Source organism: Deinococcus yavapaiensis KR-236 (assembly GCF_003217515.1).
Lineage (GTDB): Bacteria > Deinococcota > Deinococci > Deinococcales > Deinococcaceae > Deinococcus_A > Deinococcus_A yavapaiensis.
The window spans coordinates 125,109-138,005 of the sequence record NZ_QJSX01000009.1 but is presented as its reverse complement, the minus strand read 5'-3'; the positions used below and the strand labels follow the sequence as shown (position 1 = coordinate 138,005).

The following is a 12,897-nucleotide window of genomic DNA, read 5'->3' as shown; positions in this document are numbered from 1 at the left end:
AAGTTGCGCCCCTGCTCGTAACGGCGCTCGTCGTGCCGAATGTCCTGCCCGCCGGTGGAGAGGTACGCCCACGCGAAGCGGCAAGCGTCCGTGCCGTACTTGTCGAGCAGCTCCAGCGGATCGATGCCGTTTCCCTTGGACTTGCTCATCTTCTGACCCTTCGCGTCGAGGTACAGCCCGTGCAGCATGACGGTGTGGAAGGGAGCTTGTCCCGTGAAGTGGTAGCCCGCCATCTGCATTCGCGCCACCCAGAAGAACAGGATGTCGTACCCGGTCACGAGGACGGACGTCGGGTAGAACTTCTGGAAGTCCTCGCTGTCGGTGTCGGGCCAGCCGAGGGTCGAGAACGGCCAGAGGTTCGACGAGAACCACGTGTCGAACACGTCCGGATCGCGCCGCAGGCGGATGTGCGCGTATCGCGGATCCTGATCGCAATCGAGGTCGGGATTTTCGGGATCGGGCACGTAGATGTTGCCCGCGTCGTCGTACCAAGCGGGAATCTGGTGACCCCACCACAGTTGACGAGACACGTTCCAATCGCGAATGTTCTCCAGCCAGTCGCGGTTCACCTTTTCGTACCTCGCGGGCACGAGCGTCATCTCGCCTTTGTCGAGTCCGTCGAGCACGGCGTTCGCCATGCTCTCCATGCGCACGAACCACTGCGTCGACACGATGGGCTCCACGGGCACCTTCGTGCGCTCCGACAAGCCGATGGCCGTCACGTGGTCCTTCTCGTCCACGAGGTCGCCCGATTCACGCAAAGCCTCCACGACCTTCTTGCGGGCGTCGAAGCGCTCGAGACCTTGAAATTGGCTCGGCACGAGGTCCGATGTCGCCAAGTTGCCGTGAAGATCGATGACGCTCGGACGCGCCAAGCCGTGACGCTCGCCGACCTCGAAGTCGGTCGGGTCGTGCGCGGGCGTGATCTTGAGGGCGCCCACGCCGAACTCGCGCTCTACCGCCTCGTCGGCGATGATCGGCACGAAGCGGTCCGTGAGAGGAATGCGCGCCCGACGACCGACGAGGTGCTTGAAGCGCTCGTCCTCGGGATGCACGGCGATCGCTTGATCCGCGAACATCGTCTCGGGCCGCACGGTGGCAATGCGAATTTCGCCGACTTCACCGTTGCTCGCCGCGAGCGAAGGGTCCTCCAGCTTGTACGCCAGCGTCCACATCTTGCCCTTGCGTTCCTCGCGGTCCACTTCGAGGTCGCTGAGCGTCGTCTGCGACACCGGATCCCAGTTCACGATGCGCTCGCCGCGGTACGCGAGGCCTTCGTGGTACAGCCGCACGAACTGATGCCGCACGGCCTTGCTGAGCCCTTCGTCCATCGTGAAGCGTTCGCGCGTCCAATCCGCCGAGATGCCCAAGCGCGTGAGCTGCTCTTTGATCTGACCGCCGTACTGCTCCTTCCACGCCCACACCCGTTTCAGGAACTCCTCGCGGCCCAGGTCGTGGCGCGAAGCGCCTTCCTTTGCCTTGAGGTCGCGCTCCACGAGGACTTGCGTCGAGATGCCCGCGTGGTCCGTGCCCGGCAGAAACAGGGCCTCGAAGCCCGCCATGCGTCGGTGACGAATCAGGATGTCGATGAGAGTATTGTCCAACGCGTGGCCGAGGTGCAGATTGCCCGTCACGTTGGGCGGCGGAATGACGATCGTGAAGGCGGGCTTGGCCGACGTGGCGTCCGCTCGAAAAGGCTCGGTGGCCCACGTCTTGACCCACTTCGGCTCGATCCCCGCCGGATCGAATGACTTCGGTAACTCGTTCAACGTCGACTCGTTCATGCTGCCTCCCAATATCCGAAAACGAAAAAGCGCGTCTCGTCCGCTTGTCTTCTGCGGACGAGACGCGCATCGTTTCGAAAACTTCGATGATCGTCCCGCGGTACCACCGCGCTTCCCTGCTTCGTCAGGGCCCTTCGTTGACGCTGTGACGGGCGCACCCGGCGGTTCTACTGAGCCGATGCGACAAGCTGTCCGGCCGTTCCTCCGCGCGCTCCCGGGCGACCTTCCCCGCTCGCCTTCCCAGCTCCTTCGCAGCTTCCGAAGCCTCTCTGAGGGCGCGCTCACGGGTACTCCTCCCGATCCTCGCGAGCTCACTATACCTCGCCTCGCCGCCTCACGCATCGTAGCGATGGCGCACCAACGCACGGATGTTCGCGCCGCCTTGCGCGAAGCTACAATGCCCTGCATGAGCATCCGGCCCGACTGGTGGATTCGCGAGCGCGCCCGCGAAGGCATGATCGAACCCTTCTCCGACCGCCTCGTCCGCACCGCCGAGAACGGCGGCGTCATTTCCTACGGCCTGTCCAGCTTCGGCTACGACTTGCGCGCCGCTCCCGAATGGCGCATCTTCGTCAACGCCTTCAACACCGTCGTCGATCCCAAGCACTTCGACGTCCGCTCTCTCGTTGAGTACGAAGGTGCCGAGTGCATCATTCCCCCGAACTCCTTCGTTCTCACGCGCAGCATCGAATATCTGCGAATTCCCGACACCGTCATGGTCGTGGCCTTGGGGAAGAGTTCGTACGCGCGTTGCGGCTTGGTCGCCAACGTCACGCCGTTGGAGCCCGGCTGGGAAGGGCACGTGACCTTGGAGATCAGCAACACGACGCCCTTGCCCGCCAAGGTCTACGCCAACGAAGGCATCGTCCAATTGTTGTTCTTCGAGGGAGAGCGCCCCGAGGTGACGTACCGCGACCGCTCCGGGAAGTACCAGGGGCAGACGGGCGTGACCTTGCCCAAGCTCTGACGCCTCGTTCATGTGCGCGCCGACGCGTTGAGGACCCCTTGACGCTCGTCACGGCGTGTTCGCCGTGGGTGTACAACGAGGCATGAGCCAGGAAAAGCAGCGCAATCCCCACCCGCATCGGGAGCCCGAAGATCACTTCGATCCGAGCAAGAAGGAAGCCGAGCGCGCGGACGTGCTGGAGCACGACGGAACGCCCAGCGCGGATTCGATTCGCAACGGCGAGGACGAGTCGGACACGCGCGCCGCGCAAAGTGTTCCGGCGACACGGCAAAAGCAGTAGAAGAGTAGCAAGCGAGAAGGGCAGCACGACGTGCTGCCCTTCTCGTCATAGGCCCCTCGCTTACGGCTGCTTCGTGCCGTCGTTGCTCGTGGTGCCCGTACCGCTGTTGGTGTTCGTATCGGACGAGCCGTTTTGCGGCGTCGCGTTCGTTTGCCCCGCGGGCGTCTTCGGAGCGTTGGCCGCGGCACGCTTGTCGAGATCCGCGACGACCTTTTGCAGGTTGTTCTGAACCTTGAAGCTCTTCAGCTGCGCCGTGACGAACGTTTGGCCCGTCGTTTGACGCTTTTGCTGCAGAAGCTGCGAGCGCAGTTCTTCTCGCACCTCGTCGAAGCTCTTGGTGCTCGCCTTCACGAGGTCCTTCACGAACCCGATGCTGTAGCGATTGCCCGTCTGCACGACGTCCGTGACGCTGCCTTCACCGACGCCCGCGAGCTTGGCCTTCGCGCCGAACACGGCCGCGTCGATCTCGGTTCCCAGCTTGCCGTCGCCTTGCGTGACCGCGCCCCGCTCGGCCACCGTGCCGCCCGCCTTGGAAGCGAGCGTCGTGAAGGTCGTGACGCTCTTGCCGATGAGGCTGTCGCGAAACGCCGTGGCCTTGGCGCGGTCGGCGAAGACGGCCTCGCTGACGTTCGCGCTGGCGGGCGTGGCGTAGTTCGCCTTCTGCTTCTCGTACTCCGCGCGAATCTCGGCGTCCGTGACCTTTACGTCGCGCGCTCCGTACGCCTGCAGCCCTTGCAGCAGTTCGCCGCGGCTTCCGGCGAGCGGAACCTTGAGGTTCTTGACGATGGTGGGCGCCGCGTACTGCTCGATAAGGCTCTGGACGACGCTGGGCTTGAAAAAGCCGTTGATGAACTGGGTGGCCTGCTCGCCCTGCGCGAGCACTTGGCTGATTTGCGGATTGGCGGCGATGGTGCCGACCACCGTCGCGTAGCGGATGTTTTGCCCGTTGACCGTGGCGACCGTGGGGTCGAAGTAGTCCCAGCTCTTGTCGAGCACTTCGACCTTGGCGTTCTTGACGACGCCGTCGAACCACGTCTCGAGCGCGGCGTTCTTCTTCTGGTCGGCGACGGCCTTCTCGGCGTCGGCGCGCGCTTCGCTGAACGAACGCGTGCCGGCGGGCAGGTACTGCTCGACTTTCACGATGTAGTAGCGATCGCCCGACTTCACGACGTCCGTGAGGCCGCCCTTGGTGAGGGCGAACGCGGCGGTCGCGACTTCCTGAGGCAACGCGACGGCGGCGACGGGACGCGGCTTGCCGTTTTCGACGTCACCAAGGGCGCCGCCCTTGTCCTTGCCTTCGAGGCTGTTCTCGGAGGCGAGCTTCGCGAAGTCCGCGCCGCCTTGCGCCTGCTTAAGGAGCGCTTGGGCTTTTTTCTGGTCGGACACGACGATCTGACGCCCCACGACCCGCGGCTCGGTCTTGAAGGCGTCGGGATTGAGGTCGTAGTAAAGCTGGACTTCCGCGTCGGTAGGCTTGGCGGCCGACGCACGAATCTGCTCGAGCTTCTTTTGGATGGCGAGTTGCGTGCGCGTCTCGTCACGGAAGGAGGCGTCGGTGTACCCGAAGCGCGAGAGCGCGTCCGTCCAGGCCTTGTTCTCGGTGAGGTTGTTCTGCTCGCGAATCTTGCGAACTTCTTCGTTGACGTCCGCTCGCTTGATGTCGATGTCCTTCGCTGCTTGCGCGAGCAGAACTTGCTGCACCTTCTGATCGACGACGACCGTCTTGAAGTCCTCGCCGAGCGCGCCTTCACGCACGGACGACAGCACTTGGTTGCCTTGGCGCACTCGGTCGAGCTCTTCGGCGGTGACGGTCTGACCGTTGACGCGCAAGGCGGGCGTCCCTTGGTTTCGGCTGAAGCTGAAGTTGCTGATCCCCGGGACCTGCACGGCGAGACCGGCGACGAGCAACAGGGCCAAAACCCCGAGTAGGACGCGTACGATAACTTTCTGGTTCACTTGACTTCCTCCTGGCACCGTGCTAGGCTTGCCGCGCTTTGCGCCCGTAGCTCAGCCGGATAGAGCGTTGGCCTCCGGAGCCAAAGGCCACAGGTTCGAATCCTGTCGGGCGCGCCACAAACACCACCGACAAGGTGGTGTTTTTTGTTGCCACAATCAGCACGCCGAGGATTCTAGCACGGTGATTCAAGGGCGGATGAAGCCCGCTTGAGCTGCCTGGAACCCCATCAACGGCTTCGAAACGAGCCGGAAAAAGGAGGATGTGATGACGAATCTGCAATCCGAACTTCGAAACCTGCCCGGCTCGGCCGAGGCGTATCCCGCGCAGGACGGCCCCTTCGGCGTGATCGGTCTGGGCGAGGGAGCGCTCGCGGCGGAACTGCTGCAGTCGCTCGTCGACCGCCGCCTCACACGCGAAGGCACGCAATTCGTCTTGACCTCCACGGAGTGGGAAGCGTCGGCCGAGGATTACATGCGCCTCGCCGAGGTGAGCGGCGCGAAAGCGCTTCGCTTCGGCGGCGGCGAGCTCGACAAACTAGCGGGCCTCGTGGAGCGAGGGGTGACCGCCACCTATCACTTCGCTCAGCGCGTGGCGTACGCCACCGGACACGCGGACGAGGCGCAAGAAGCGGAGCGCCTCTTGGCGGGCGTGCGCGACCGTTGCGTGCCCGAAGTGCAAGAGGGCAACCCCGCGCGCGACCTGGCCTGGTCGCTGTGGACTCGCACGCCTCTGCTGCTCGCGCCGGATCAGGACGCCTTCCTCGTGTGGGCGTGGCAACTCGCCCTCGCCCGCGTCGGCAAGAGCCTGTCGGTGCCCGTGGAGCGCGACGCTCTGTACATTCTGACCGGCGCGTTCGAAGCGCGTCACGAGTCGGGAGATAACCGCGTGGCGCTCATCCTCGGAGAGGAAGACGACGAGATGGCCATCGCGCGCGAAGTGCTGCAAACGCGCGTGGACGAGGTCATCTTCGTGCCGTACCCCGAGGGCGTCGGCGGGTACTCGGGCGGGTTGGCGACGTGGTACTTCGCCTTGTGGGTGGCGTTCTATCTCGCCGAGCGCTACGGCGTGTCGCCCGAGGACGCGTCGCCTCTGCGCGAGGTGATCGCCAGCTTGGAAAGCGCGAACGACAGCGGCGCCCGATTGAACTGACGTCCATGCTCGGCGAGTCACGGACTCGCCGGGGACGTGCTCGCGCTCAAGTCGGCGCCGAGCCCTCCAACACGGCGCGCAGCGACATGACGAGCGGCCGCAGCCTGTCGCGCTTGAGCTTCAGGGCCGTGCGGTTCACGACGAAGCGCGCGCTCGACGTGGCGAGCACCTCGACTTCCTCGAGGTCGTTGGCGCGCAGCGTCGACCCCGTCTGCACGATGTCGACGACGGCGTCCGCCAGGCCCGTGAGGCAGGCGAGTTCGATGTTGCCGCTGAGCTTCACGACTTCCGCCGCGAGGCCGCGCTCGTGCGCGAAGGCGGCGGCGAGCCTCGGGTACTTCGAGGCGATGCGCAGAATTTCGCTCGCCGCGCCGCGCTCGCGAATGAGCGACAAGCGGCACGCGCCGAAGCCGAGGTCGAGCGGTTCGTACACGTCGCGCCCCGCTTCCATCAACACGTCCTTGCCGACGACGCCCGCGTCCGCCACGCCGAGATCCACGTACGCGGGCACGTCGGAGTTGCGAAGTTCCAAGACCGTCAGGACGCTTCCATCGGGTTGCTCGAAGGCGTGCCGCAACGCCCGACCGCCGCGGGGCACGTCGATGGCGAGACCCGCGCGACGCAGCAACGTCGCGCTTTCCTCGAACATGCGGCCTTTCGGCAACGCCAAGGTGAGGCTTGTCACGAGAGCGCCTCCACGGGCTCGAACGCTTCGTCGCGCACGACGCGCGAAATGCCGCGCGCCCGCGCGTACGCCAGCAGTTCCGCCGCGTCCTCGGTCCAGGCGAGCTCGGCGTTCACGCCGCGCGCCCGCGCCCAAGCCGCCGACGCCTCGTCGAGCGCGAGAACACGCTCCGCTTCGGCGGGAGGCCCACCGAGGGCGAACGTGAGGCGCTCCAAGCCCAACGCGAAGCCCGCGCCGGGAATGCCCGCGTCGTAGCGCCCTCCGCTCACGATGGGCTCCTTGGCGCCCTCGGCATACGCGCGGAACGTGAAGCCGGTGTAGTACGTGTACCGTCGCGACATGCCGAGGTCGAACAGCAACGCTCGTCCGTAGCGCGCGGCGATCTCGTCGAGGCGGTCGAGGGCCGCGCTCGCGTTCGGGCCCAAAGGAAGCTTGCGCGCTTCTGTCAGCACGTCCGGCCCGCCGTACAATTCGGGCAGGGCCAGCACCGTCGACAGGGCGTCGCGGCTCAGCGTCCGCTCGCGCAACAGGGCCTGCACTTCGGGCATCGCCTTGCGGTCGATCGCTTCGTGCAAAGCTTCGCGCTCCTCGCCGCTCACGTCCGCGTCCTCTAAGACGGCGTCCACGAAGCCGGGAAAGCCGACTTCCAAGTGGGCCGTGAGCCCCACGCTGTCGAGCGCGGCGGTCGCGAGCGACAGCAACTCTGCGTCCGCGCGGGCGCTCGAGATGCCGACGAGTTCCACGCCGAGCTGCGTGAATTCGCGCAGGCGCAACATGTCGCTGTCTTGCGAGCGCAGCCACAGCTTGCCTTCGTACTGCAAGCGAAGCGGGTACGGCTCGCTCGGAAAACGCGTGCGCACGAGCCGTCCGATCGCGGTCGTGAACTCGCTGCGCAATGACAGCACGGCCCCGTCGCGGTCGATCAGCTTGAAGGCGCGGGCGTCTCGTGGATGGGCGGCGTTTTGAAGCTCCAAGGCGGGAACGCTCACGCCCTGGTAACCCCAGCGATCGAACGTGCTTTGCAACGTGTGCGTCAAGTGGGCGCGAAAGGACCACTCGCGTGGCAAAACGTCGCGCGTTCCCTCGGGCACGCGAATGAGGGTCGGAGGCGGAGCGGGAAGGATGGGGGATTTCGTCATAAGGGCTCGCAGGCGATCTCGTCGCGTGACGGCGACGTTGCACTATACTCCCGTCATGCCGCGCTTCCCGCAAGTCCGCATCGCCCGAGTGGCGGCGGCGTTGACCGTGAGCGCCCTGCTGGCGAGCTGCACCCGTGAAGCCGACACGTTCCGGCCCCGCATCGTCATCACCGAGCCCGAGGCGGGCTCGGTGTCGCGTCAAGCGTCGACGATCGTCAAGGGCTTCGCGATGGACGATCACGGCGTCGCGGAACTGCTCGTGAACGGGCGCCCCCTCCCGACGGCGGGGAGCTCGAAGATCGCCGCGTTCGAGTTCCGCACGGACATCGCGTCGAACCGCACGAACTACACCATCAAGGCGACGGACACGAGCGGAAAAAGCGTCACCGTGGACTTGCCGCTGCGCTTCGACCCGACTCCGCCGAAGTTGGAGATCACGAAATTCGAGAAGGAAGGAAAAACGCTGCGCGTGACGGGAACCGCCACCGACGACGTCAAGGTCGCCTCGATCACCATGGACGGAAGCCGCCTCACGATCAATCCCGGACGCCGCGTCCCCTTCTACGCCGAGGCGACCGGCATCTACGTCGATATCGTCGTGACGGACGCGGCGGGCAACAAACTCTCGCGCCGCGTGCAGTGACGGCCAAAAAAGCCTCGGCAAGACGAGAACCGCTCCTCGACGACCTCGTGGTGTCGCAGCGAGCGCTTCTGCCTGAAATTCACGCTCGCGTTCGAGCGCGTTACCTACCCACGTTGCCGACCCTGCGCCGCGATCCCGAGCCGCTCGACGGCCTCATCGAAACGATTCTGAGTCAGCAGAACACCGCGCCGATCACGCGCCGTCAATTCGCCGCCCTCAAGTCGGCCTTCGGATCGTGGGAGCAAGCCCTCGTAGCCGGGCCCGACGCGATCGAAGACGTCCTGAAGACGGCGGGCGGCGGCTTGTCGCGCGTGAAGGCCGATTACATCTGGAACGTCGTGCACACCTTGAGCGAGCGAGGCGACGTGACGCTGCGCGATTTGCACGCGTTGAGCGACGAGGAAGCGCGCGCCCGACTGGAGTCCTTGCCAGGGGTCGGGCCGAAAACGGCGAGCTGCGTCATGATCTTCGAGCTCGTTCGTCCTGCCATGCCCGTCGACACGCACCTGCACCGGATCTCGAAGCGGCTGATGCTCGTGCCCGCCACGTGGAGCGCGCCGAGGACCGAGGCATGGTACGCGTCGGCGCTCGCGAACACTTGGGCCGCCAAGTACGGCTACCACGTCTCGATGATTCGCCACGGGCGCGAAACGTGCACCGCTCAGCGTCCGAAGTGCGCGGCGTGCGTTTTGCGCGACCTGTGTCCGAGCGCCGAGTTATTCCTCTCGATCACTTGAATCCTCGGGCCCGTCTTCGTCCGTCTCGAAGATGTCGGCGAAGTTCGCGGAGGCGAGCAAGGCGTCGTCCACGAACGCCTCCAAGTGCAGCGACATCAACTTGAAGTGCGTCTGCTTGAGGCCCGCCAGGAAGAAGTTGGCTTCGACCGTGAGCTCGAACTCCAGCGGGGACGGCAAGGACCCCGGGTCGACCTCGTCGTCTTCGGGCAACGCTTGGTCGCCGTAGTCGGGCACCACGAAGCAGCGGGCAAGTTCCATTTCGCGGTTCGCGAGGTTCGCGTAGGTGAGCGCGTACACGTTGAGGTCGTCACGTCCGGGCGGGAGAGGCTGTGGAAACGTCACCTCGACGTGCAGGGCGAATTGATCGACGGCGACCTCATCGACTTCCAAGAAGAACGGCAACGTCTGGCCCGGATGCTCGAGCGGGTATTGCACCAGCAGAGCGTCGTTTTGATCTGTCAGGTCGGCGCGGCAGCCCAGAGTCGCAAGGAAGTCGGCAATTCTCGCCAAATGCTTGTTCATGCTTCGATCCTAAGGGAAGCGACGGCGTCGCCGTAGGCCGGGAACGTGGAGTATCGAATAAGAAATCGGAATATGTGAATGATGGGAAAGCCTGGATTTAGTGCGCTGGTTCTCTAATTAATCGGCTCATTAAGTGCATCTGTCCTACTGACAAGTTTTTTATGAACAAGTTGCTTATCTGTACAAGCACGAGGTCAATAGACTCGAAGAAGCGATGAAGCCCCAATAACAGAATCATTGCCGAGTACAGGACGTTCATTCGACCGTCCTCCATCGTTCATCTCGCGTCGTGCAACACCTTTTCAGGAGGACTTATGAAGAAACCCACGTTAATGCTCGTCGTGACCGGGATCTTGGCGCTCACCGCCTGCGGTCAAACCGGCACCAGTACCAACCCGCCGATCACCAACACGACGGGAACACTGACCCTCACCAATCCGAACGGCTATTCCTACGTCGTACGCAACGGCTCGGGTCAAGTGCAAAACGGAACGACCCTCACGCCAGGCTCGTACACCATCGAGTTTTCACGCGCGGGCTTCGTGACCCAGACGCTGCCCTTCACGATCACGGCAGGTCAAGCGACGAGCCTCAACGCGCCCACCTTGCAAGCCGTGACGACTTCGGGCGGCGCGTTCTACGTTCGCACCGTGAACGGCGCGCCGCAACTCACGGCGATTCCCGTGGGCACCAACGGCCAAGTCGATCAAAGCCGCTTCCGCTTCTTCGCGTGGCTGCAAGACGTTCCCAACACGGGCATCAACCTCGCTACGCCCGGCGCGGCCGCGCCCACGACGGCAGAGCAGACCGAGACGGCGCCGAGCCGGACGCAGAACCTCGCGGCGGGCATGGTCATGTTCTCGCCCGACGGTACGAACTACTTCCCGGTCGTGGGCGCCGACGTTCGCTGGAACATCGTGGACCGCACGGGCGGCACGATCTTCACGGCGGCGGATGACGGCAACAACGCGCCCGGCTACTCGGGCGGCGCGAACGGCGGAAACGTCGCCCTACCGCTCTCGATCGGCGCGGCGGGCTTGCAAGCCGACACCACCACGAACCGGGCGACGGGCACCAACGCGCGCTTCCCGGTCGCCAGCGGCGACTTCCCCTTGTTCAACCTCACCGGCGTCGGCTCGCCCGACACGGACGGCTTCTCGTGGGTGACGCTGTTCAGCCCCAACGCGAACGCGACCGCGCAAGTCGTCGCCGTCGCCAGCGTCGGCGGCACCGAGATCGGCAAGGCGGTGCTCAACAAGACCTTCGCGCCGAGCGCCAACCTCACCATCACGAAGACGTTCGACAACGGCTCGGCCGGACTCAACCAAACGCGCACGGCCACCATCACGATCACCAACACCGGCCAAGGTCCCGCCACGGGCGTCCAGCTGCAAGACCGCCTCGACGTCACGGGCACGAACGCCGCGAACTACAGCATCGGCACGTTGCCGACGGGCGCGACGGCCGCTCAGGACAACGACGGCTTCAACGCGACCTTCGACCTCGCGGCGGGCGCCAGCCGCACCTTCACGGTGCCCGTGTCGGCGACTTCGGTCGGCGTGTACTGCGACGTGGCCACCCTCGTCAGCTACACGAACGGCGCCTTCGGTACGGTCACGCCCGCCGCGAACAACACGTCGCGCGCCTGCCTGACCGTCACGGCGCCCAGCCTCACCATCACGAAGCAATTCCTCGACGCGAACGGCAACGTCCTGGGCAACTCCGCTACCGTCACGGCGAACGCCGCGCAGCGCGTGCGTCTCACCGTCACGAACAACGGGAACGCCCCGGCCACGAACGTCACCGTCGCCGAGAACCTCACGCGCGTCAACGGCACGACGAGCACGGGCAACAACACCGCGTACAGCGCCACCCTCCCGACGGGCGCGACGGCCAACGACAACGACGGCTTCACCGCCACCATCGCCAACCTCGCCGTGGGCGCCTCGCAGAACTTCGACTTCGCGGTGCAGGCCAACGCGGACGGCGTGTACTGCGACACGGGCTCGTTCAGCGGCGCCACTGGCACGACGAGCCAAGGCATCTCCCAAGAAATCTGCCTCACGGTCGTCACGCCGTCCCTCAGCGTCACGAAGGTCAACACGGCCGGTAACCAGACGACGGCGAACAACGGAACCGTCACCCTCAACCCCGGCGACACCTACACCTCCACGGTGACCGTGCGCAACACGGGCGGAGCCGCCGCGACGGGCGTGAACGTGCAAGACTTGCTCGCGCGCCTCGGCGCCAACGGCGCCTTCGTGAACTTCGGCAGCGGTTCGTACACCCTCACGGGAACGACCACCCCGGGTACCTCCACCTTCAACGGTGGCACCAATACCGCCAGCATCAACGGCCCCGTGACGATTCCGGCGGGCGGCACCTTGACCTTCACGCTGAACAGCACCATCCCGGCGGGCGCGGGAGCCGGTCAGTACTGCAACGTCGCGACCGTCACCTCCACGAACGTCGTGAACATCAACGGCAATCCCGTGACGACCTGCGTGAACGTCCGCGCGTTCTCGGCCGCCCAAACGACGCTCATCGACGCCAACGATCCGGTGCGCGCCGGTGGAAGCACCGTCTACACCGCGACGATCAGCAACGAACAGCTCTCGAACGAAAATCTGCGTCTCTCGCCGATTGTCTTCAACTTCGGCACGCCGCAAGCGGGCGGAGCGAACCTCTTCACCGTCGCGGCGGGCGCGACGCAAGTCTATCTCGACCCGAATCCCACGCGCGGCGCGAACGGCGCGATCACCAGCGCGCCCACGGCCGGTCAGCTTCTCACGGCGGGCACCGATTACACGGTGACGGCAGGCGTGGGCGGCAGCCAAACCGTGACGCTCGCCAACACGCGCACCCTCGCTCCCGGAGCGGCCTTGTTCATCGTGACGACCGTGAACGTGCCCAGCACCATCACCGCCACGACGTCGACGAACTCGACCTTCACCGGAACCGCGACGGGCGTCACCTCGAACCTCGTGATCACCACGAGCGCCTCCGAGCCCACGACCGTCACTCCGTAAGAACA

At 65.2% G+C, this 12,897-nt stretch carries 11 protein-coding genes and 1 tRNA gene (1 of these 12 cut by a window edge); 7 read left to right on the top strand and 5 right to left on the bottom strand.

The genetic code is table 11. The features are described 5' to 3' along the window. Nucleotides 1-1,784, bottom strand: partial view of a valine--tRNA ligase gene (locus tag DES52_RS12570; RefSeq protein WP_110887152.1) — the 5' portion only. The gene continues 967 nt to the left of window position 1, outside the view; 1,784 of the gene's 2,751 nt are visible here — the first part of the coding sequence; its start codon is at nt 1,782-1,784; its stop codon lies off the left edge, out of view. Between the two features lie 406 nt (nt 1,785-2,190). Between DES52_RS12570 and dcd the strand changes: the two genes are divergently transcribed. Both dcd and DES52_RS12560 read left to right on the top strand, forming a co-directional pair. Beyond that, nucleotides 2,191-2,751: a dCTP deaminase gene (gene dcd / locus DES52_RS12565; RefSeq protein ID WP_110887151.1), complete on the top strand. Its 561-nt coding sequence runs from the start codon at nt 2,191-2,193 to the stop codon at nt 2,749-2,751. A gap of 82 nt (nt 2,752-2,833) precedes the next feature. Continuing rightward, entirely contained in the window at nt 2,834-3,031 is a 198-nt protein-coding gene (locus tag DES52_RS12560; RefSeq protein WP_110887150.1) for a hypothetical protein, read from the top strand. A gap of 60 nt (nt 3,032-3,091) precedes the next feature. Here the strand turns inward: DES52_RS12560 and DES52_RS12555 are convergent, their stop codons facing one another. Beyond that, nucleotides 3,092-4,987 carry a peptidylprolyl isomerase gene (locus tag DES52_RS12555; protein WP_110887149.1) on the bottom strand — a complete coding sequence of 632 codons (1,896 nt, stop codon included), beginning with the start codon at nt 4,985-4,987 and terminating at the stop codon, nt 3,092-3,094. 40 nt (nt 4,988-5,027) lie between these two features. On the opposite strand from DES52_RS12555, the gene DES52_RS12550 reads away from it, so the two are divergent. Continuing rightward, a tRNA-Arg gene (locus DES52_RS12550) sits at nt 5,028-5,104 on the top strand. 148 nt (nt 5,105-5,252) lie between these two features. Further along, the gene (locus DES52_RS12545) at nt 5,253-6,137 is read left to right on the top strand and encodes an SIS domain-containing protein (RefSeq protein ID WP_110887148.1); all 885 of its coding nucleotides are present in this window, start codon (nt 5,253-5,255) and stop codon (nt 6,135-6,137) included. A 46-nt stretch (nt 6,138-6,183) separates the two neighbouring features. Here DES52_RS12545 and hisG read toward each other — a convergent pair whose 3' ends face one another. Continuing rightward, complete coding sequence (gene hisG, locus DES52_RS12540; RefSeq protein ID WP_281268570.1) at nt 6,184-6,822, bottom strand: ATP phosphoribosyltransferase; 639 nt, start codon at nt 6,820-6,822, stop codon at nt 6,184-6,186. Then, a complete protein-coding gene (gene hisZ / locus DES52_RS12535) occupies nt 6,819-7,961 on the bottom strand; it encodes an ATP phosphoribosyltransferase regulatory subunit (RefSeq protein ID WP_170131039.1) in 1,143 nt (380 codons plus the stop codon). Before hisZ ends, hisG begins: the two co-directional genes overlap by 4 nt. 55 nt (nt 7,962-8,016) lie before the next feature. On the opposite strand from hisZ, the gene DES52_RS12530 reads away from it, so the two are divergent. After that, nucleotides 8,017-8,604 carry a hypothetical protein gene (locus tag DES52_RS12530; RefSeq protein WP_110887223.1) on the top strand — a complete coding sequence of 196 codons (588 nt, stop codon included), beginning with the start codon at nt 8,017-8,019 and terminating at the stop codon, nt 8,602-8,604. Then, on the top strand, nt 8,601-9,341 hold the full coding sequence (locus DES52_RS12525; RefSeq protein ID WP_245900966.1) for an endonuclease III domain-containing protein: 741 nt from the start codon (nt 8,601-8,603) through the stop codon (nt 9,339-9,341). The genes DES52_RS12530 and DES52_RS12525 overlap by 4 nt, the downstream gene beginning before the upstream one ends. Here the strand turns inward: DES52_RS12525 and DES52_RS12520 are convergent. Continuing rightward, the gene (locus tag DES52_RS12520) at nt 9,321-9,863 is read right to left on the bottom strand and encodes a hypothetical protein (protein WP_110887147.1); all 543 of its coding nucleotides are present in this window, start codon (nt 9,861-9,863) and stop codon (nt 9,321-9,323) included. The two genes, DES52_RS12525 and DES52_RS12520, sit on opposite strands and share 21 nt — an antisense overlap. A 314-nt stretch (nt 9,864-10,177) precedes the next feature. Here DES52_RS12520 and DES52_RS12515 point away from each other — a divergent pair, with 314 nt between their 5' ends. Next, nucleotides 10,178-12,892 (top strand): beta strand repeat-containing protein, encoded by a 2,715-nt coding sequence (locus DES52_RS12515; protein ID WP_110887146.1) that lies wholly within the window; start codon nt 10,178-10,180, stop codon nt 12,890-12,892. Nucleotides 12,893-12,897 lie beyond the last annotated feature (5 nt).

Excerpts from the sequence above, each read along its gene's own strand:
- DES52_RS12560 (WP_110887150.1), top strand. The coding sequence starts at position 2,834 with ATGAGCCAGGAAAAGCAGCGCAATCCCCACCCGCATCGGGAGCCCGAA.
- DES52_RS12520 (WP_110887147.1), bottom strand. The coding sequence starts at position 9,863 with ATGAACAAGCATTTGGCGAGAATTGCCGACTTCCTTGCGACTCTGGGC.
- dcd (WP_110887151.1), top strand. The coding sequence starts at position 2,191 with ATGAGCATCCGGCCCGACTGGTGGATTCGCGAGCGCGCCCGCGAAGGC.
- hisZ (WP_170131039.1), bottom strand. The coding sequence starts at position 7,961 with ATGACGAAATCCCCCATCCTTCCCGCTCCGCCTCCGACCCTCATTCGC.
- DES52_RS12530 (WP_110887223.1), top strand. The coding sequence starts at position 8,017 with ATGCCGCGCTTCCCGCAAGTCCGCATCGCCCGAGTGGCGGCGGCGTTG.
- DES52_RS12515 (WP_110887146.1), top strand. The coding sequence starts at position 10,178 with ATGAAGAAACCCACGTTAATGCTCGTCGTGACCGGGATCTTGGCGCTC.
- DES52_RS12545 (WP_110887148.1), top strand. The coding sequence starts at position 5,253 with ATGACGAATCTGCAATCCGAACTTCGAAACCTGCCCGGCTCGGCCGAG.